15 protein-coding genes and 1 pseudogene are annotated in these 20,193 nt (G+C 45.5%); 6 read left to right on the forward strand and 10 right to left on the reverse strand.

Annotated features, from left to right (window positions below; translation table 11 throughout):
• Nucleotides 1-145: 145 nt before the first annotated feature.
• A pseudogene (locus KTR06_RS24715) lies at nt 146-1,144 on the reverse strand (thiamine pyrophosphate-binding protein); the annotation flags it as partial.
• A gap of 134 nt (nt 1,145-1,278) precedes the next feature.
• Between KTR06_RS24715 and KTR06_RS05610 the strand changes: the two are divergent.
• From KTR06_RS05610 to KTR06_RS05635, 6 genes are all read left to right on the forward strand, one after another.
• A complete protein-coding gene (locus KTR06_RS05610) occupies nt 1,279-1,497 on the forward strand; it encodes a winged helix-turn-helix domain-containing protein (RefSeq protein WP_120067363.1) in 219 nt (72 codons plus the stop codon).
• Between the two features lie 171 nt (nt 1,498-1,668).
• On the forward strand, nt 1,669-2,682 hold the full coding sequence (locus tag KTR06_RS05615; protein ID WP_217290037.1) for a low specificity L-threonine aldolase: 1,014 nt from the start codon (nt 1,669-1,671) through the stop codon (nt 2,680-2,682).
• 89 nt (nt 2,683-2,771) lie between these two features.
• The gene (locus KTR06_RS05620) at nt 2,772-3,971 is read left to right on the forward strand and encodes a BamA/TamA family outer membrane protein (RefSeq protein ID WP_217290038.1); all 1,200 of its coding nucleotides are present in this window, start codon (nt 2,772-2,774) and stop codon (nt 3,969-3,971) included.
• Entirely contained in the window at nt 3,958-5,661 is a 1,704-nt protein-coding gene (locus KTR06_RS05625) for a phosphoethanolamine transferase (RefSeq protein WP_217290039.1), read from the forward strand. The genes KTR06_RS05620 and KTR06_RS05625 overlap by 14 nt, the downstream gene beginning before the upstream one ends.
• Before the next feature lie 94 nt (nt 5,662-5,755).
• The gene (locus KTR06_RS05630; protein ID WP_217290040.1) at nt 5,756-6,721 is read left to right on the forward strand and encodes a DnaJ C-terminal domain-containing protein; all 966 of its coding nucleotides are present in this window, start codon (nt 5,756-5,758) and stop codon (nt 6,719-6,721) included.
• A 14-nt stretch (nt 6,722-6,735) separates the two neighbouring features.
• A complete protein-coding gene (locus tag KTR06_RS05635) occupies nt 6,736-7,050 on the forward strand; it encodes a chaperone modulator CbpM (protein ID WP_008025905.1) in 315 nt (104 codons plus the stop codon).
• A gap of 112 nt (nt 7,051-7,162) precedes the next feature.
• On the opposite strand, the gene KTR06_RS05640 is transcribed toward KTR06_RS05635, so the two are convergent.
• The 9 genes from KTR06_RS05640 to KTR06_RS05680 all read right to left on the reverse strand — a co-directional run bounded on the left by KTR06_RS05640 (nt 7,163) and on the right by KTR06_RS05680 (nt 20,108).
• Complete coding sequence (locus KTR06_RS05640) at nt 7,163-7,633, reverse strand: GAF domain-containing protein (protein ID WP_009039291.1); 471 nt, start codon at nt 7,631-7,633, stop codon at nt 7,163-7,165.
• 7 nt (nt 7,634-7,640) lie between these two features.
• Nucleotides 7,641-12,701, reverse strand: coding sequence for a DUF4132 domain-containing protein (locus tag KTR06_RS05645; protein WP_217290041.1), 5,061 nt, complete (start codon nt 12,699-12,701; stop codon nt 7,641-7,643).
• A 37-nt stretch (nt 12,702-12,738) separates the two neighbouring features.
• Nucleotides 12,739-13,158 (reverse strand): hypothetical protein, encoded by a 420-nt coding sequence (locus tag KTR06_RS05650; protein WP_004314240.1) that lies wholly within the window; start codon nt 13,156-13,158, stop codon nt 12,739-12,741.
• A gap of 7 nt (nt 13,159-13,165) precedes the next feature.
• Entirely contained in the window at nt 13,166-14,920 is a 1,755-nt protein-coding gene (locus KTR06_RS05655) for a rhomboid family intramembrane serine protease (RefSeq protein WP_217290042.1), read from the reverse strand.
• Between the two features lie 151 nt (nt 14,921-15,071).
• A complete protein-coding gene (locus KTR06_RS05660) occupies nt 15,072-16,778 on the reverse strand; it encodes an acyl-CoA dehydrogenase family protein (RefSeq protein WP_007748504.1) in 1,707 nt (568 codons plus the stop codon).
• A gap of 6 nt (nt 16,779-16,784) precedes the next feature.
• A complete protein-coding gene (locus KTR06_RS05665; protein ID WP_055278939.1) occupies nt 16,785-17,804 on the reverse strand; it encodes an electron transfer flavoprotein subunit alpha/FixB family protein in 1,020 nt (339 codons plus the stop codon).
• A gap of 2 nt (nt 17,805-17,806) precedes the next feature.
• Complete coding sequence (locus KTR06_RS05670; RefSeq protein WP_004314244.1) at nt 17,807-18,679, reverse strand: electron transfer flavoprotein subunit beta/FixA family protein; 873 nt, start codon at nt 18,677-18,679, stop codon at nt 17,807-17,809.
• A gap of 704 nt (nt 18,680-19,383) precedes the next feature.
• Nucleotides 19,384-19,797: a HEPN domain-containing protein gene (locus KTR06_RS05675; protein ID WP_049703454.1), complete on the reverse strand. Its 414-nt coding sequence runs from the start codon at nt 19,795-19,797 to the stop codon at nt 19,384-19,386.
• Nucleotides 19,794-20,108 carry a nucleotidyltransferase domain-containing protein gene (locus KTR06_RS05680; protein WP_049703455.1) on the reverse strand — a complete coding sequence of 105 codons (315 nt, stop codon included), beginning with the start codon at nt 20,106-20,108 and terminating at the stop codon, nt 19,794-19,796. Before KTR06_RS05680 ends, KTR06_RS05675 begins: the two co-directional genes overlap by 4 nt.
• Nucleotides 20,109-20,193: the final 85 nt, after the last annotated feature.

Consider the following 20,193-nt stretch of genomic DNA (forward strand, 5'->3'; position numbering starts at 1 on the left):
CGGCCAAATCTTTCTTTACTCCCTCGTATCTTTTGAGTTGTTTCAGTAAGAAAGAATCATCCGTTTTCGGATTCAGCATACGCAATAAAGACTGGATGCTAAGTTTGACGTCTCCGCAAAGTCCGATATCCACCTTTGCACGACGTCCCAGACGTTCGGGCTTTATATCAATCTGGGCTATCTTGATGTCATCCGGCAGGAAAGCAGAATATGGAAAGTCAGTGCCGAGCATGAGAAGCACTTCAGCTTCATGCATACTGTAATATCCCGAAGGCATTCCCAACAATCCCGTCATACCCACTTCATACGGATTCTCATATTGCACCTCCATCTTTCCTTTGAAAGTATATACCACCGGAGCATTCAGTTTCTCGGAAAGCGCGATTACTTCCTCGTGAGCTCCCCGGCAACCGATGCCACAGAAAAGAGTGATACGTGTATGTTTGTTTAGCAAGTCGGCCAATTGAGCCAAATCTTCTTCCGACGGGCAAACTTCCGGTGGGGCAGGATAGTTCCGGACCGACGAGTCGACAGCAACGGCAGAAGCCTTTGCCAAGTCTCCCGGTAGCCCGATGACGGACACCCCTTTACGGGTGACAGCCGTTTGTATGGCCGATTGGAGCATACGTGGAAATTGCTTGGGAGTAGTGGCTACTTCATTATAATAACTGCAATCGTTAAAAAGTTTGATTGTATTCGTCTCCTGAAAATACTCCGTACCGAATTCTCCGGTAGGAATCGTAGAAGCGATGGCGATTACCGGTGCCCCGGAACGGTGCGCGTCATACAAACCGTTGATAAGATGAACGTGTCCCGGTCCGCTACTTCCCGCGCAGCATCCCGGACGGCCGGTCAGTTGTGCTTCTGCAGCAGCGGCATACGCTCCTGTCTCTTCATGGCGCACATGTATCCATTTTATTTGATCGTTTTTTCTGACTGCTTCGTTTACCTCATTCAGACTGTCGCCTGTTACGGCGTAAATGCGTTCAACTCCGGATTTAACCAAAGTATCTATCAGTTGTTCTGCTATTTTTTTTGCCATAGCTGTAATTGGTTTAGGATTGATTTTTATGTAATAACAGATGTCTGCAAGGAAAAGTTCTAATTTAACATATGCTAATAACGCTTTTGTGTCGGGACACATCACCGCTTTTATGTTAAAAATAATTCTGTAACAACTTTTTAGTAAAGACGTATAAACAATTGCAATATCCTTTTGTTATCTTTATAGGCGAAATCTTAACCTAATGTATTAAACCTCTTAATTACTCTAGAAAAATGAATAGAAATGAAATCGGTATAAATGCCGGTAAGGTTTGGCAACTGCTTAGCAATAACGAGAAGTGGAGCTACGGACTTCTGAAGAGAAAATCCGGGTTGAAAGATAAAGAGCTGGGTGCCGCTTTAGGGTGGTTGTCAAGAGAGAACAAGATTGAGTTCGATCAGTGTGATGAAGAACTCTATGTATATCTCTGTGTGAATGTTTATATTGGCTAAAAGAATTTGGCACTTTAACGAAAACAGCAGAATCTCCGGAGGGATGACAGCCCGGTCAGCCCTTCGGAGATTCTCGTTTTTTATCCTTTTTCCTTTTAATGTATCTTCCTTTCAGTTGATTTCCGGAAATAATTCTGTTACTTTGCACCACGAATTAAAATGCAAGAAACAATGAGAAGTTTTGCCTCTGACAATAATTCCGGTGTGCATCCGTTGGTAATGGAAGCCTTGAACCGGGCCAATATAGACCATTCTTTAGGATATGGCGATGACAAATGGACGGAAGAAGCCGTAGCGAAGATCAAAGAAACCTTCACCCCGAACTGTGTCCCTTTGTTTGTATTCAACGGAACAGGCAGCAATGTAGTAGCATTGCAACTGATGACCCGCCCGTATCATTCTATCTTTTGTGCGGAAACTGCTCATATCTATGTCGATGAGTGTGGCTCTCCCGTGAAAATGACAGGTTGTCAGATTCGCCCGATTGCTACTCCCGACGGTAAACTTACCCCGGAATTGATGCAACCTTACCTGCACGGTTTCGGCGACCAACACCATTCGCAACCCAGAGCTCTCTACATCTCCCAATGTACCGAACTTGGCACCATCTACACTCCCGAAGAGTTGAAACGCCTGACTGACTTTGCCCATCTGAATGGTATGTATGTACACATGGACGGAGCCAGAATAGCCAATGCCTGTGCCGCCCTGAATCTTTCCCTTAAAGAACTGACGGTGGATTGCGGAGTCGATATTCTTAGTTTCGGCGGAACGAAGAACGGACTGATGATGGGAGAGTGCGTGATTGTATTTAATAAAGACCTACAACCGGAAGCCCGTTTCATCCGTAAGCAATCCGCCCAGCTCGCTTCGAAGATGCGTTACCTCTCTTGCCAGTTTACGGCATACCTCACTGACGACCTTTGGCTGAAGAATGCCAGCCACGCCAATGCGATGGCTGCCAAACTTCGTGCGGAATTAGAGAAACTGCCCGAAGTTACTTTTACTCAAAAAGCCGAGAGCAACCAACTATTCCTCATCCTGCCCCGCCCGGTTATCGACCGGATGCTGGAGTCTTATTTCTTTTATTTCTGGAACGAAGAGAAGGATGAAATCCGCTTGGTAACTTCTTTTGATACGACAGAAGAAGATGTGGACGAGTTTATAGGAATTTTGAAACGTTAAAAAGGAAATTCAGGACAACAAAAGCCTCTGAAACTCTGTTGTAATAAGAAGTTTGAAACTAACTTTGTCCGCAAAGTTTTCTACTTCTTATGATTATGAATACTAGACAGAACAGGCTAATCATATTCGCGCTTTTGTTGTTGACACAAACCCCGTTGGGCGCACAGCTGCATTCTACTAAAATTGAACTGCCGGAGGATTCTATATCTGTAACCATGGAAGATTCTGTTCCGGCAAAGCGCAGCTTCTTTAAAAAGTTTCTTGATTACTTCAATGACGCCAATAAGGAAAAAAAGAATAAAAAGTTTGATTTCAGTGTGATAGGTGGTCCTCACTATTCCAGTGACACCAAGTTCGGACTCGGACTGGTGGCAGCCGGACTATATCGCACCGATCGGAACGATTCGCTTCTTCCTCCCTCCAATGTCTCTCTTTACGGAGATGTGTCGACGGTCGGCTTCTATCTGTTGGGAGTCCGTGGGAACCATCTGTTTCCGCAAGACAAATACCGCTTGAATTACAATCTCTATTTCTATTCTTTCCCCAGCCTGTATTGGGGACGGGGATATGACAATGGAGCCAACTCTGATAATGAAAGCGACTATAAACGTTTTCAAGCACAGGTGAAAGTCGATTTTATGTTCCGGCTGGCAAAGAACTTCTACATCGGCCCGATGGCCATATTCGATTATATCGACGGACGGGACTTTGATAAACCGGAACTATGGGAAGGAATGGCGGCACGGACCACCAATACCAGCCTGGGACTTTCCCTCCTTTACGATTCACGTGATTTCCTGACAAATGCATTTCACGGCTATTACTTGCGGATAGACCAGCGATTCAGCCCGGCTTTTCTCGGCAATAAATATGCGTTTAGCAGCACCGAACTGACTACCAGCTATTATCAGCCCGTATGGAAAGGCGGAGTGCTGGCAGGACAATTCCACACATTGCTTACCTATGGCGATACCCCGTGGGGATTGATGGCAACGCTGGGAAGCTCTTACTCCATGCGCGGATATTACGAAGGACGCTATCGGGACAAAGGAGCAATGGATGCGCAAATAGAACTCCGGCAACACGTCTGGGAACGGAATGGAGTGGCAGTATGGGCAGGAGCGGGAACGATTTTTCCACGACTCTCCGAGTTTACTCCGAAGCATATTCTGCCTAATTATGGTTTCGGTTATCGTTGGGAGTTTAAGAAGAGAGTAAATGTACGTTTGGATTTAGGGTTTGGCAAACATCAGACCGGATTTATTTTTAATATCAATGAAGCTTTTTAAGAATATAAAGAATTGGTTGGAGAATCAGGAACATTTGTTTTATCTGTTCCTCTTCATCTTGATAGTACCCAATCTTGTGCTCTGTTTGACAGAGCCTTTACCGTTGATGGCAAAGGTGTGTAATGTGCTTTTGCCTTTCGGCTGCTATTATCTGTTGATGACTTTGTCGAGAAACTGTGGCAAGATGCTTTGGATTTTATTCCTGTTCCTGTTTTTCGGAGCCTTTCAGATTGTATTGCTTTATTTGTTCGGCCAGTCCATTATCGCTGTCGATATGTTTCTGAACCTGGTGACTACCAATTCGAGTGAAGCCCTCGAATTGCTTGATAATCTCACACCTGCCATTATTGCTGTCATCATACTCTACGTACCTGCCCTGATATTAGGGAGCATTTCAATTGTACGTAAGCGGAAACTCACGGCAGAATTTATACGCAGAGAACGGAAGAGAGCCTCCATAGTCTTTGGGATTTCCCTCCTTAGCCTTGTCGGAGCATATATGCAGGACCCGGGATATGAGTTGAAGTCCGATTTATATCCGCTGAACGTGTGTTATAACGTAGGTCTTGCCTTCCAACGAACCGCCTTGACGCAGAATTATCACCGTACTTCGAAGGACTTTACTTTCCATGCCCTGCCTACGCATCCGAAAGAGAAACGTGAAGTATACGTAATGGTCGTAGGAGAAACCTCCCGTACCCTGAACTGGCAATTATATGGTTACGAACGTGAAACAAACCCACTCTTATCCCAGCAACCGGGTCTGATTGCTTTCTCGAAAGTACTGACAGAGTCGAATACGACACATAAAAGTGTCCCCATGTTGATGTCGGACGTTACCGCCTGCAACTACGATTCTATTTATCATCAGAAAGGAATCATCACCGCTTTCAAAGAGGCAGGTTTCCAGACAGCCTTTTTCTCCAACCAACGTTACAACCATTCGTTTATCGACTTCTTCGGAATGGAAGCCGATACGTATGATTTTATAAAAGAAGATTCTGTCAGCTCCTCCTACAATCCTTCTGACGACGAACTTCTGAAATTGGTGGAGCAGGAACTGGCTAAAGGTGCGACGAAACAATTTATCGTGCTCCACACCTACGGTTCTCACTTTAACTACCGCGAACGTTACCCGTCGGAGAGTGCTTTCTTTACGCCCGATTATCCGATGGAAGCAGAAAGAAAATACCGGGATAACCTGGTCAATGCCTATGACAACTCCATCCGTTACACGGACGGTTTCTTGTCACGCCTTATCCACATGCTGGAAAAGCAGCAGATAGATGCGGCCATGCTCTACACTTCCGATCATGGTGAGGATATTTTCGACGATTCCCGCCATCTGTTCCTCCACGCTTCTCCCGTACCTTCTTATTATCAACTTCATGTACCGTTCCTCATCTGGATGTCCGACAACTATCTTGAAACCTATCCCGAACATTGGAAAAATGCTGTGGATAATAAGGATAAGAATATTTCTTCCAGCAGCTCTTTCTTCCCGACCATGTTGTCTTTAGCCGGAATAGAAACTCCTTACCGGGATGATTCGCAATCTGTAACGGCTCCGCACTACGTCCTAAAACCGAGAGTTTATCTGAACGATCACAACGAACCCCGTCCGCTGGATGATTTGGGTATGAAGAAGCAAGACTTCCGGATGCTGGAAAAGAGGAATATCAAGTATTAAGTATTAGGTATTAATCCTTGTTAATTTCTGCATCCAAAAGCGGGATTGGCGTGTTATTTGCCGTATGATGTATGAACGATTAAATTCATAAAACATGGCCTATATAGATTATTACAAGATTCTTGGAGTAGACAAAAGTGCTTCGCAGAATGATATCAAAAAGGCTTTTCGTAAGTTGGCCCGAAAGTATCATCCTGACTTGAATCCTAATGACCCGAGTGCAAAGAATAAGTTTCAGGAAATCAATGAAGCCAATGAAGTACTAAGTGACCCAGAGAAACGTAAAAAGTATGACGAGTACGGAGAACATTGGAAACATGCCGATGAATTCGAAGCGCAGAAACGTGCACAGCAACAAGCCGGAGGCTTTGGCGGTGCAGGAGGTTTCGGCGGATTCGGCGGTGCGGGTCAGGGTTTCTCCGACGGTAACGGAAGTTATTGGTATAGTTCCGATGGAGAGGGATTCTCCGGTGGCAATGCCAGTGGATTTTCAGATTTCTTCGAATCCATGTTCGGACATCGGGGAGGAAGAGGACAAGGCTCTGCGGGATTCCGCGGACAGGACTTTAATGCCGAACTTCATCTTTCCCTTCGTGATGCTGCTCAGACGCATAAGCAGATATTGACCGTAAATGGTAAACAAGTGCGTATCACCATTCCTGCCGGTGTAGCCGACGGACAGGTTATTAAACTGAAAGGCTACGGAGCCGAAGGTGTCAACGGAGGACCTGCGGGCGACTTGTACATTACGTTTGTGATAGCCGAAGACCCGGTGTTCAAACGCCTGGGCGACGACCTGTACGTAGATGTGGAAGTAGACCTTTACTCTGCTGTATTGGGAGGTGAGAAAGTGATCGACACGCTGGACGGTAAAGTGAAACTGAAGATAAAACCGGAAACGCAGAACGGTACGAAAGTCCGACTGAAAGGTAAAGGATTCCCGGTTTATAAGAAGGAAGGACAATTCGGTGACTTGATTGTGACCTATTCCGTCAAGATTCCTACGAACTTGACCGACAAACAGAAAGAGTTGTTCCGTCAATTACAGAGTATGAACTAAAATGAATGAGCACTATGCAGACCGAATTAATTATTGTCAGTGAATACTGTCACAAATGTCATATTGAGCCTTCATTCATCGACTTGTTGGAAGAGGGCGGTTTGATTAACGTACATACCGAAGGCGGCGAACATTATCTGCTTTTGTCGGAACTCCCGAACGTGGAGCGTTACAGCAGAATGTACTACGACTTATCCATCAATATGGAAGGGATCGATGCCATTCATCATTTACTGGAAAAGATGGAAGATATGAGACGCGAAATGAGTTCGCTTCGCAAACAACTTCTGCTGTACCGGGAACGGGAAATAGAAGATATGGACTGGTAAAAAAATAGAGCCTCTGTTTGACCTGAACAGAGGCTCTATTTATAGTAAACGGAGGCTCTGATTCACTCAATCAGAGCCTCTGTTTTTTCAGGACGTTTGCATGGTTGTCAACTTATCCAATATACGTACAAATCTCTTCCAGATAGCGTGCGTCGATGGTGTCGAAACTATCCAGTTCATCACTGTCAATATCCAGCACTCCAATGACTTCACTCTGTTGGAGGATCGGTACTACTATTTCCGATTTCGAGTCCGAACTACAAGCAATGTGTCCGGGAAACTGTTCTACGTCAGGAACAATCAGTGTCCGGGCCTCTTTCCAAGCTGTGCCGCAAACTCCTTTGCCGAGGCGGATGCGGGTGCAGGCAATGGGACCCTGAAACGGACCCAGTACGAGTTCATCCTCTTTCACAAGGTAAAAGCCTACCCAAAAGAAACCGAAAGTCTGTTTGAGCGCTGCTGCAACGTTGGCAAGGTTAGCTATGAGATCCGTTTCCGTACTTACCAGAGCGTGTAGTTGCGGAAGTAACTCCCGGTATTTATCTTCCTTATTTCCTGTGCCGATGATTAAATTCTCTGCCATCTCTTTTCTATTTGATTTGGTTCAGGATGCTCGGGTCTTTTATCTTATCGTCTTCTGCAAAGAAGATAATCTTAGTCAAGATCTCGGCTGTCTTCGGATCTTCATCTACAAAAGGCAGGAACAGGCGTCCGCGATTTTGCGAATGTACCGGAAGAACGGCAATTTGCGCGCCGCCTTCCTGATGGATCACGCCGCTGCCCAGATGGATATTGTACTTACCCAGTTTGCCTTCGATGTGAGCGAAACTTCCTTTTATCGTCACGTTCTTGAAATGGAACAACGGCATTGTCAGTTCCACCAGCACGCTGCGCATCTCGATGGTAGAGTGGCTGGTTTCCGGATCGACGCTTCCGGCATGGGCTACACTTACTGCCAAGTCTACGTCTCTCATCACTTCCGAGAAGATGACAGGAGGAATCTCCGAGATTTTCATCAGCTTGTAGTCCTTGCGGTTGTGGAAGCAGACATATTCTAACGTCGGAGCTTCGATGTCGGCAGGAGAGAACCAGTCTGCCATCGCATAGATGGTGGCGATGATGTTCTCTTTGTAATAGATCTTTTGCAAACCGTCTTCGTAGTCGGCTACCCAGCGACGGCCTTTCAGTACGGCAACCGTTTTCTGCGGTTGAATCTGATTGCCGGCATAACGGCGGGATTGAGTGGCTTCCACTTCTTCCGGAGTCGGAACGTAGAGTTCACGGAACACCTGTTTGAAAGGTTGGCGGATTGCTTTGTCGAACAGGAATTTCTGATAAGCGTGCCAGTCACCGCTTGCGTACAAGTCTGTGGGATGGGCGATGCGTAACTCGTCTTTCGGTTTTAACGGTAGGCAAACGGCATTCACAGTCACCAGCAATCCGTCGGTGTAGAAGCCCGTCTGTCCGTTACAGATAAAGACAAGATGTCTCAACAATGGCCAGATGACAGGGTTCTGCATCAACTTGCGCAATTCGCTTTCTTCAAAACGAGTACAGTCTTCCATCGCCTGTTCCAGCATCACGCGGGAGCGGGTATACTGGTCTTTCAGCTTTTTGTGTACCGCTTTCAGTTCTTCTATATACGGATACTTTTTCAGTTTGGCAGGCATACTGTTGAGCTCTTTGCCGTCTTTGATTTGTTTAATCTCCGATTTGCCTTCCTCGTTGATTTGCACGTACACTTCTACACCGTCTATCTCTTTGGGAGACAGGTAGGGGAGAAGTTCTTTGATTAGTTCCGTTTCCATGCTCCAGGTCAGACGGGTAACATCTCCGTAGCCGGAGTTACGTGCCAGGTTTTGCAGGGCGATGTTTACCGCTTTCTTTTCGCTTTCCTGCCTTTGAGCACCGAATTCCTTACTCTCTTTCAGGAACTTTTGCAGGTATTGATAACGATCCAGCAGTTCTTTGTCCGGTTTCCGTCCCAATGGGATGAGGCCGTAGCTCATCAATAAGTCTTTGTTGCGTTTGGCAACTATTTCTTTCTTTACATCTGCCGCCTTCACTGCACCGTTGGTGGCATCGGCAAACTTGCGGGCACGGGTATGGCTATTGCTGCATGAGATATATTTGGCGGCATTGTAGACCACTTCGAAGCGTCGTTTGCCAATTGTCTTAAATGCATCCCTGAACCAGTCGATATCAAAAGCACCTTCCCGCAAGTCTTCCACGTCGATAGGGGTGTAGCGGGCGATGATTGCTTTTTTCTTGTCGTCACATGTTTCATTGGTATGGGCGTGGAAATAATAGGCGGCACTTGTCAGTCCTTTCCAGCCTATTGCCTTTTCGGTCAGTTCAATCCATTGCGGAGCGAACATGGCGGCTTCTACCAGTCGTTCGTCACTGATTTCGGCTTGCTTCGCCAGTTTCTTCAGATTTTCGCTGGTATCTGTCGGCAGGGGATGGCAAGCATGGAGCAAGCTACTCAATACACCTCGTTTGGTACTGCCCCAGTTGTAGCTGTCGCGTATGAACGTATCTTTGCCGAATGCTTGCAGAATGTGGATAAATGTGTCCGCTCCATAAATATAACTTAATTCCTCTGCAAGGCTGGTTACTTGTGTCTCGGAGTCTCCCCGTTTTAGTTCGATTTCAAGAATCCGGTCTACTATCTTCTGTGCAAGAGAACGGAAGAGAGAGAAATCGACGTTTTTGATGTCGGCGTATCTTTCTTTTTCCTTATTGAAACGAACGTTGTCGTTCAATACTGTGGTGATTGCCTTGATCTGGGCGGGCGAGCTGATGCGTCCCATCATTTCGCGGTATACTTCTTCTGTCGGGATGATTCCGAGCATCCATGCACGGGCGAAGTCCGTGGCATGAAGGTAAGAGTCTGTTTCTTCCAGTTCGGGTGTGTGTTCCATGTAGTTGGTGAGCTTGTAAAGTTGGTAGCGCACTGTGAAGTAGCGGATAAACAGATCATCACTCATGGGCTTTTGAGGCATTTCAAGCCAGAAATTCACGAACTTGTTGTTGTGTATCGGATAAACGATCTCTTTTTCTCCATATTCCAGTTTGTCCCGAAGCCATGCATGCTTGTTGGTGTACTGGCGGAAAATGTTTTTAGTATTCAGCAAAGGCAACAGTTGGAGCAGCATATTGACAGCCAATCGTTGGTAGACTGCTTCGTCTTTATACTCGTATGACAATGCTTCGATAATATCACTCATCTGTTCGTAGTACGGCATCTTGCGGAGTTCCTTCTGCAATCCGCGGTAAGTGATGCCGGCATACATCCGGTTGACAAGCGGCTCGAAAGTGTTGCTTGATTTCTGGTCTGCCTTGATGTCTTCTTCATCCTCTTCATCGTAGTCGTCATCGTCTTTAGGTGCGCCTGTCGATGCAAGCATGAAACTCATCATCAGTAATTTGTCATAGCTTCCGATCTCTTCTTCGTAGAAGGCCTTCCACAGCTCCGGGAAACCGAGTCCGCTCAATCCTCCGTAGTTACTCCAGTTTATCAGGACACTGTTTCCTACCAGGCGTGCTTCTCCGTACCCATTCTTGAACTCTTCATTCTTATAGATTTCGATGTATTTGCTTAGTTTTTTAAATACAAGTTTAGCCCTTCCGAAGCAAATGAATTCGAATGCTTTTTTCACGTTGAATCCTTTATCTTGGGCAATCTCCGGCAGATTGACTTCAAGAGCCGGGTCGTACAGACCGAAGCCGTTATCTTTGGTATAGTGCTGTGCGGTGTTCTTTTCCGTTCCGTCTCCAATCAAAGATTCTATCAACACTTTTTCTTTCGCGTTCGGTTTCTGAATTTCTTTGACGGTAGGGATCAGTTCCTGATAGGTATCTTGTAGGAATTCTATGTTGTGAATAGTCTTCATCATATCCAATCCGGCCAGGCGGCGTTCGGCCACCTTGTCTGTTAGTAAGCGGCGGATACTGCCGGACAATTGTTCTTTCGGCTGTTTCATCAATAGATTGATGGCGTTGATACGCATCTCACTATATTTGAAGCGCAGCAACTCTTCTACTTTCTGATTCTGTTCGGGCGCCAAAGTCATCTCGGACAAGACTTTGTAGGCTTCATCACGAACGTCCTGCGAACGGTCGCCCAGTGATTGCAGCACATATTCTTCCTGTAAATGGCTGGTTGGGGGATTTAATACGACGCCGATATAGCCTGCCCGCATATAGGTATCCAAAGAAGGCAGACAGGTGCAAAGATCGTCTTTTAATGCAGAATCGTTGGTCATCCAGGTGATATACGCCATCTTGAGAACGATTTCCGAACGGGTGAGCTCTGCACTTTCCCATGGGAATACGTATGGAGAATAAATCTCTTTGGCAGAGATGGACTGATAGACGTTCTTCAGATAGTCATAATGACGGATCGCTTCTTCTTTGCTATCAAAATAATCATGGAGCGACGGGGCGTCCTTATGTCCTCCGTACCGGCTAAGATAGAGTCCGGACAGATACAGTGGCAGGATAGCCGCCACTACCGACGGTTCGTTATACCATTTTTCAAAAGCATCTTTACTGATACGGTGGTTCATGCCGGAGTATTGCGTACAGCGTAAAAAGTAAAGTAAGGTCTGCACCTGATATTTGGCACCGTCTTTAATTATTCCCGGAACAAGTGCCTGGATTTCTTCCGTATTATAGAATCCGATACTCCATAGAGCCAGATAAAGTTCGACCGTGTCTTTGCTTTGGAGGGCTTTGCGTGCTTCTTCCCGGTCGTTCAGAAAACGGCGGATCAGTTCCACATATTTGTTGGTGATACGCTCGCTGCTGTCTTGTTCTCCGATACCCGTACAGACTGCAATGCCGCGTTTCACGGAGGCAAATCGTTGCAGGCCGTTGTCGCAGATCACCGAGAACAGATGGAGATAACTTTCGGGGCATCCTTCGTCCATTGTTTCCACGATAGCCTGACGGAGACCTTCCTGCAGTTTGGCTGCCAGCAGTAACTTCCCTTCCAGTTCCAGCAACGGGCGGTAACCGCTCACGGCGATAGCCTGGAGATGTCCCTGGTTGAGGCGGTTGGCATTATTCTCGCTGGTCAATACGTTGTTGAGGTGTTCAATGACAGTCTGGTTGCCTTCTGCTATTTGGGCGGCCATCCAGTTTTGGCAGTTCATCGCATCCTTGTATGTCTCTATTTCTTCCGGAGTGTTTCCTCCGTTCAGTATGGCTTGTTCGCTGAATCCGGTGGCACGTAGTTTTAGAAATTCCGTCAGCGCATCTATGATGTGACTGAAATGCAGAAGAGGATTCGCCGACCGCTGTGACCGGCGCGAATATCCATGAGTGTACGGACACCGTGCTTTGAGCTTCAGATAGGTGTGGAACAGGTTAGCATATTCGTCTCCCAATAGATAACGGAGCACTTTGTTCAACTTTCCGTCGAAAAGATTGGCAACACTCTTTATCTTCTCTTCCTGAATAATATGTATGATGCAAGGCTCTAGTTTATCGCTGTATGTGCCATACCGGGTATCCATGTTGAAGTATTGCATAAATACATCCAACAGTGTCATTGTCTCTTTGTCTAAACTGGTTCTCTTTTTCGTTAACCTTTCCAGGTACGGAGCAATCCGTTTGTTTAATGCGTCATTATAAATGAGTCTCATGATTATTTTCGTTTTAAGTGTGTTTATAAGAAAATGATTACCAAAGTCTTCCCGACAGCATAGCCAATCGGATGAAGGTGATGGTAGATTCTTCTTTGAGTCCGGTGGGAGAGGATAAGTCTTCAGTTTCCGTATCGTCAATGAAGATACGGAAAATTCCGTCCTCGTAAGATTGCAGGGCGTTGGTGATTGCCTCTACTTCTGCGGCAGGTTTGCCGTTATAGTTTACTGCAAACCCAACCTTGCCGGAAGTTGCTTTATTTTCCACTTCTTCCTGTGTGAGGTATTTCAGTACTTCGCTTTGTTGCAAGCGTTCATTATATTCACAGACTTGCCAACTGACGATGGCTTCAATCAACCCCTGTACATCGACAGGCGGAACAGGAAAATCGACAGGAATCTTTTCGATATTGCACTTTCGCTTTCCTAACTGTTTGACTTGGACATATACTCTCATATTCTCTTTATTGGGTGATCTGAATACTTGATGTAATAGCATTCAGATCGGTTTCGGCTTCTTCGTCATAGACAAGCATAACAATGGTAAAAGTTCGCTTCTTGCTTTCTTGGAAATAGTGTAATACAATTTGTTGTATGTCTTCTCCCGGTTCATCAGGAGCTCCGATGTGCAGAGGGTTTGTAGTTCTTGTCATGGATAGCCCGTTGATGTTGACATTGCTCTGCTTATAGTCTTCCGCTGGTTCTCCTTGTGCATTTCGCGGGAGAGTGAGCGATAACTTCTTTATATGTTCAAACTCTTTTTGTGTATCGTAGGTCAGAGCGGTAACCGTCAGTTGGTTGGCGCCGTTGACGAGCCTAAGCAACGGAGGTTCTGCGCTGGGAGTCAATCCTTTCGCTCCTGTTATTTTCCTCCAGTTGGTAGGATACTGGCAACTGAAATTTGTTTCTGCATCGTAATAAGAAAGCCATGTATCGTTATTGCCTACCGGAACGTATGGAGGATATTGGCTGGTAGAAGAACTGTTGGCAGTCTCCCTGCCTGATTGGTTACCGTTTTCGTTTTCTTCTTCCAGTTCACCATTCAGATAGGCTTCTACAATACCGCTTTCCCATTCGCCGCGTATGTCCTGATAAAGAGGGGGAACGTTCTTGCAAAGCATCAAGAAGCTGAACAGGAAAATGCAAAAGATACCAAGCTCCCCAAGGATTGAAACGGTACGTTGCGCATCGGCTTTTTCAAATTTATAGCTGCATACATAGATGATTCCCAGTAGGAAACCGCTTAATAACCCGCCGATATGTGCAGCGTTATCAATCCCAGCTTTCATGCCATAAACCAGATTGTAACCGACAAAAATAAGGATACTGGTCAATAATGCTTTCCGTTGTTCCTTTGCGATGCGATGGAAGAACAGGAAGGCGAGGAATATACCGTAAAGTCCGAAGATAGCTCCGGAGGCTCCGGCACTGATTGTCTCGCCGTGCATATAAAGACTGAATACCGCCGAGCATAATCCGGTCAGTAAATAAGACATGAACATCCGACGGCTTCCTATCAGTCCTTCCAGTAGAAGTCCTACGTACATGAAAGCGTACATATTCATTAGTAGATGAAAAGCACCGATATGTATGAAGTTGCAGGTCACTGCACGCCACCAGTCGCCTGTAAGGGTCAGCGGTCCGAAGTCGGCTCCCCATTTCAGCAGTGATAAGGTGGAAGGAGACATAATTCCCACTCCGGATGCAATCATCACAATAAATACAAGGAGGTTGAGGTCTATCAGGATAGGTGTTGCCATAAAACCTTTGCGGGGAATAAAGAACGACCAGAAAGAGTTCCTTTTCTTTTCTTCTTCCAGATAGGCTTTCTCTTCTTCTGTGAGCGGACGGTTACACTCTTCCTCGAAATCTTTTGCCTTTTGGGTTAGCTCTTCCGGGGTAAGGGATGTTTTTATTTCTTCCATCGTCTCGCGTAGCTTTTGTATATTTTTTCTGTTCTTTCCATAGTCTACAAATTGTACGGAAGAAGATTGGCTGCGCACAGCTACTTCTCCGTCGTTTCCCGGTTCTATGGTAAAGGTTATTTCCTCTCCATGAGAATACATATTGAACGGGACTTCGAATCGTGCTCCTTCCGGAGTGACTTCCTCGATATTCCACTCCAGCTTTTGCGAAGCTTCGAGAGCCAGTATGAGGATTTCAGTTTTTGATAAACCCGGTAAATGCAGTTTGTCGTTATATGAAGGTTTGAGTGCCATATTTCTATTCTTATATAGAGTCGTCGATTAAAAATTACTTATCTCACTGACAAATGTATAGAATAATAATGAAAAATAATAGAATGTGACAAATAAAAAAGCATCCACTTCCTAAGAAGGGATGCTTTTATGAGATTTGATAGAGTATTTATTACTTTTTGTAGAATGCCAAGTCTTCTTTATCGAAGTTTTCGATGAAGTTTGAGTGCTTTTCTACTTCCGCTTCTGCATAGTTCAAATATACATGTGCAGATTTGGAGAACAGTTCGGAAGCCTTGCTGGCATCTTGAATCAACAGGTGACACATGATAATGTCAGCAGCCATTTCCACCAGTTTGCGAGCGGTGAAGTCAAGCAATTCCTGATCTTGTACTTCTTTCACTGCATTGGTGCTTGCTTCGAATTTGTCAGCCATCTTTTTCAGACGAGACATCAGCGGTTCCATTTCCGGTGAGCAAGGAATGGTTTCGAACTCGCGGATGGTAGCGATGTACGAACCATTGGTTACGTAACGGATAGCGGCTACTGTCTGCAACTGGGTAGTTCCTTCGTAGATGCTGGTGATACGTGCGTCGCGATAGATGCGTTGGCAAGCATATTCCATCATGAAACCTGAACCGCCGTGAATCTGAATACAGTCGTAAGCGTTTTGGTTGGCATATTCAGAGTTCATACCTTTAGCCAGCGGAGTAAAGCTGTCTGCTAATTTAGCATATTTCTTCTGTTCCTGGCGTTCTTCCGGAGTCAGTTTACGTTCGCGGGCGATGTCGTCCAATGCTTTGTAGATGTCTACGTAGCGAGATGTTTGATACAGTAAAGCACGTCCGGCATCCAGTTTGCCTTTCATGATAGCCAGCATGTCATACACAGCCGGGAATTCGATAATTGCTTTTCCGAACTGCTTACGGTCTTTGGCGTATGCCAAACCTTCATTGTAAGCTGCCTGGCTCAATCCTACAGATTGTGCGGCAATACCCAGACGGGCACCGTTCATCAGAGCCATTACGTATTTAATCAAACCGAGTTTGCGGTCACCGCAAAGTTCAGCTTTTGCATTCTTATATACCAATTCGCAGGTAGGAGAACCGTGGATACCGAGTTTGTTTTCGATACGACGTACGTTCACGCCACCCTGACGCTTGTCATAGATGAACATAGACAAACCACGGCCGTCTCTCGTTCCTTCTTCCGAACGTGCCAGTACGAGGTGAATATCCGCGTCACCATTTGTGATGAAACGTTTCACACCGTTCAGTAACCAGCATCCGTCTTTTTCGCTGTAAGTAGCTTTCAGCATAACAGATTGAAGGTCGGAACCAGCATCCGGTTCTGTCAAGTCCATTGACATCGTTTCACCTTGGCAGATGCGTGGGATAAAGCGGCTGTGTTGGTCGGGATTGCCAAACTCATAAAGAGTTTCGATACAGTCCTGCAATGACCAGATGTTTCCGAAACCTGCATCGGCAGCAGCCACGATTTCTGCACACATGGTGTACGGGGTGATCGGGAAGTTCAGACCGCCGAACTTACGTGGCATGGTCATACCGTTCAAGCCGGCTTTTACCATTGCGTCCAGGTTCTGTTTGGTTCCTGATGCATATTCAACGCGACCATTGGCACAGTGAGGACCTTCTTCGTCTACACCTTCTGCGTTAGGGGCAATGATTTCTCCTGTGATTTCTCCGGTAATCTCCAACACTTTGTCATAAGAGTCTACAGCATCTTCGAAGTCCAGCGGAGCATAATCGAATTCATCTTTATCTCTGTAATTGCGTTCTTTGAGTTCGCAAATACGTTTCATCATCGGATTGTTCAAGTGAAACTTGAGTTCCGGTATGTCTGTATAATAATTAGCCATCTTTCCTTACTTGCTATTTTGTTTATAATACTTAATCATCTTCGGCACAACTTCTTCGATAGTTCCGTTGATTACGTAATCGGCAATCGTGTTGATCGGAGCATCCGGATCGTTATTGATGGAGATGATGATACCACTTTCCTGCATACCGGCAATATGCTGAATCTGTCCGGAGATACCGCAAGCGATGTAGAGTTTCGGACGAACCGTTACACCTGTCTGACCGATTTGGCGGTCGTGATCTGCAAAACCTGCGTCAACAGCAGCACGGCTGGCACCTACTTCTGCGTGAAGTTCTTTAGCGAGGTCGAACAACAGGTCGAAGTTCTCTTTCGAGCCTACACCGTATCCGCCGGCTACGATAATCGGAGAACCTTTCAGGTTGTTCTTTGCTTTTTCTACGTGGCGTTCGATTACTTTCACTACATAGTCCGTATCAGCTACGTACTTTTTCACATCGTGACGGATTACTTCTCCCTGATAAGTCGGAGAGAGGATTTCTTTCTTCATCACACCTTCGCGAACGGTTGCCATCTGCGGGCGGTGTTCCGGGTTCACAATCGTAGCAACGATGTTACCGCCGAATGCCGGACGGATCTGATACAACAGGTTCTTGTAAGTCTTGCCTTCTTTCTTGTCTTCGTGGTCACCGATTTCAAGTGAAGTACAGTCGGCAGTCAATCCGCTGGTCAAAGCAGAAGAAACGCGCGGACCGAGGTCACGACCGATCACAGTAGCCCCCATCAGACAAATTTGCGGCTGTTCCTCTTTGAAAAGGTTCACCAGGATAGCTGTGTGAGGAAGTGAAGTATAAGGGTAAAGTCCTTCGCCGTCGAAAACGTGAAGTTTGTCTACTCCGTAAGGAAGGATTTGTTTTTCAATATCTTTGAGGCCGGTTCCGGCAACCACTGCTTCGAGCTGACAGTTCAACTGGTTGGCTAACGAACGACCTTTGGTCAGAAGTTCGAGGCTAACGTCTAAAACGTTACCTTCTTCTATTTCGCAATATACAAATAAGTTATTCATGATTATCCGATGGTGTGGTTAGCTAATAGTTCAACAATCAGGTCTTCCACGTCACGGTCGCTGCCGCTGATGGTTTTGCTCTCTTTAGCCTGGAACACGATGTTCTGGATGGCTTTCACTTTTGTCGGCGAACCGGACAGACCGCATTGTGCGAGGTCACCGTTTACGTCGGCTACGCTCCATTCTGCCAGATTCAGATAATCGCGCTTGTCATACAGGTCGGTATAATCAAGATTGCCTTGCTGCTTTTCAGTCACAGTTTTGGCATGCTTGTATTTCTGAACCAATTTAGCGTTACGCGGACGGCAAGGAGCTGCAGAACCGTTGACAGTAATCACGATAGGCAGCGGGCCTTCTACAGTTTCAACACCACCGTCGATGTGACGTTTCACCTTAATCTTACCATCGCCTACTTCCAGAATTTCTTCTGCGTATGTGATTTGCGTCAATCCCAGCTTTTCTGCTACCTGCGGACCTACCTGTGCCGTGTCACCGTCGATTGCCTGACGGCCACCGATAATAATGTCATACTCACCGATTTTGCGGATGGCAGTGGCAAGTGCGTAAGACGTAGCCAGTGTGTCTGCACCAGCGAAAGCACGGTCAGTTAATAAGTAACCGTTATCTGCACCACGGAAAAGTCCTTCACGAATAATGTCGGCTGCCCGTCCCGGTCCCATTGTCAAAACGGTTACGGTAGAGCCTGGATGAGCATCTTTCAATCGGAGAGCTTGCTCGAGAGCATTCAGGTCTTCGGGGTTGAAGATGGCGGGGAGTGCCGCACGGTTAATCGTTCCGTCGGCTTTCATGGCATCTTTCCCAACGTTACGTGTGTCGGGAACTTGTTTTGCCAATACAACAATTTTCAAACTCATGCTATAAATTTTAGTATTAGTATTTCTACAAGTTAGCAGCCAGTAGTCAAGTAGTAATCTCTTGCTATCCAAACTATCCGGTTAACTATCAGCGTGCAAATTTACTCAAACGCTTGGTTCTGACAAGAAATCCGAGTAAAAAATGCACAGGTTTAAGAATTTTGAGCAAAATAGGAGGGTTTTTATAGATTTAATTCAAGGTTCCTCTTTAATAACTTATAATTAATGTGCATTCATAAACCTTTCATTCTTCCTCCTATTAAGCTGGTGATACTTTTACCCTCACACCCTCACCCTCTGGCTCAATCCATTTATTCATCGGGGTTGTAGGTGTGAGGGTAAAGGTGAGGGTAGGTGAGGGTAACTTTTTACCCTCACCCAAAATAATATTGGCATCACTTTATGTTGGTTTTAAAGTAACTATTCTTGTTATGTATTCTCTTAGGTATTTATGCGTTAATGCTTAGTAGTTCTTTTGTTAAGCTCTAATGCTTTGCAAGGGCTCACCCATGTGAACAAAGCTGTTTACGTATGTGGATATATTTGTTTACAACTGATAGCCTGTTTGTTCACACAGGTGAGCCCTTGATAACTATTAAGCAAAGACACATAAACAATAAGGGAAATGCATATGAAATGCGGGTATTTGTCAGATGAGATGCTTGCTTCCTGGAAGATGAGCGTAAGAGTGATGATAACATGACTCAAGCGTTTGACTCCTTCAGCAGAACTTCGATGGCTCCAATAAAGTCAGTTGCTTTAGGCATCAATTCGTCTATTTCTTCCTCGCTTGAATAGGCAAAATCATCATAATCACTACTATGCCGACGTTCGAAAAGTAGGGAAAAACAACGTCCCAATTCACGTGACATACGACCGGTAGCGACGAAATGCAATCCTATCATCTGTTTGACACCTGCATGGGTACCAGGATTTATCTCGTGTTTAATAAGCAGAGCGACTGCTGCATAATAACAGGCATAATAAAGACGGTTTACAGCTGTATTATAATAGCCTTGTTGTTTTAGATAGGGTATTTCTTTCAGCGTTTCTTTAGCACGTAGAAAACGGTAAGCTGACAGTGCCTCAATATTTTCCCTGTTTAATTGTTCTTTCATAGTACGATCCCCTCTTTCATTACATTCATAGCAAAAGGTGTCTGAAAAGGACGGTTTTCCCAAATCTTTTTCAGCAAGACACGTGCATTTATTTGCACTCCCGTTTCTATTTCTATATCGTAGAGCGGAGTGATGATACGGTCTTCTTCTTTGACGGTCAATTTATTACCGTCAACCAATATCAATAAATCAATATCGCTATCAGGACGGGCATCCCCACGTGCCTCACTACCATATAAAATAGCTTGCGCTTCCGGTGCCACCTGTGTTAAAGCCTTCCGTATTCGTTCTACAATTTGTGGACGTTTCATATTTATTGCTTTTTATTTACGAACAAAGTTATATAAATTATTCGAGAAGCCAAGAGATACAGCTATTTATTCTCTTTAAGTGTTA

It is taken from the genome of Bacteroides sp. MSK.20.12, from assembly GCF_019052435.1.
In the GTDB taxonomy this organism is placed as follows: Bacteria; Bacteroidota; Bacteroidia; order Bacteroidales; family Bacteroidaceae; genus Bacteroides; species Bacteroides xylanisolvens.

Bases quoted from the DNA above. Each gene is read 5' to 3' on its own strand.
- KTR06_RS05660 (WP_007748504.1), bottom strand. From the start codon at position 16,778: ATGGCTAATTATTATACAGACATACCGGAACTCAAGTTTCACTTGAAC.
- KTR06_RS05640 (WP_009039291.1), bottom strand. From the start codon at position 7,633: ATGGCAGAGAATTTAATCATCGGCACAGGAAATAAGGAAGATAAATAC.
- KTR06_RS05625 (WP_217290039.1), top strand. From the start codon at position 3,958: ATGAAGCTTTTTAAGAATATAAAGAATTGGTTGGAGAATCAGGAACAT.
- KTR06_RS05620 (WP_217290038.1), top strand. From the start codon at position 2,772: ATGATTATGAATACTAGACAGAACAGGCTAATCATATTCGCGCTTTTG.
- KTR06_RS05630 (WP_217290040.1), top strand. From the start codon at position 5,756: ATGGCCTATATAGATTATTACAAGATTCTTGGAGTAGACAAAAGTGCT.
- KTR06_RS05665 (WP_055278939.1), bottom strand. From the start codon at position 17,804: ATGAATAACTTATTTGTATATTGCGAAATAGAAGAAGGTAACGTTTTA.
- KTR06_RS05635 (WP_008025905.1), top strand. From the start codon at position 6,736: ATGCAGACCGAATTAATTATTGTCAGTGAATACTGTCACAAATGTCAT.
- KTR06_RS05615 (WP_217290037.1), top strand. From the start codon at position 1,669: ATGAGAAGTTTTGCCTCTGACAATAATTCCGGTGTGCATCCGTTGGTA.
- KTR06_RS05610 (WP_120067363.1), top strand. From the start codon at position 1,279: ATGAATAGAAATGAAATCGGTATAAATGCCGGTAAGGTTTGGCAACTG.
- KTR06_RS05680 (WP_049703455.1), bottom strand. From the start codon at position 20,108: ATGAAACGTCCACAAATTGTAGAACGAATACGGAAGGCTTTAACACAG.
- KTR06_RS05645 (WP_217290041.1), bottom strand. From the start codon at position 12,701: ATGAGACTCATTTATAATGACGCATTAAACAAACGGATTGCTCCGTAC.
- KTR06_RS05655 (WP_217290042.1), bottom strand. From the start codon at position 14,920: ATGGCACTCAAACCTTCATATAACGACAAACTGCATTTACCGGGTTTA.
- KTR06_RS05650 (WP_004314240.1), bottom strand. From the start codon at position 13,158: ATGAGAGTATATGTCCAAGTCAAACAGTTAGGAAAGCGAAAGTGCAAT.
- KTR06_RS05670 (WP_004314244.1), bottom strand. From the start codon at position 18,679: ATGAGTTTGAAAATTGTTGTATTGGCAAAACAAGTTCCCGACACACGT.
- KTR06_RS05675 (WP_049703454.1), bottom strand. From the start codon at position 19,797: ATGAAAGAACAATTAAACAGGGAAAATATTGAGGCACTGTCAGCTTAC.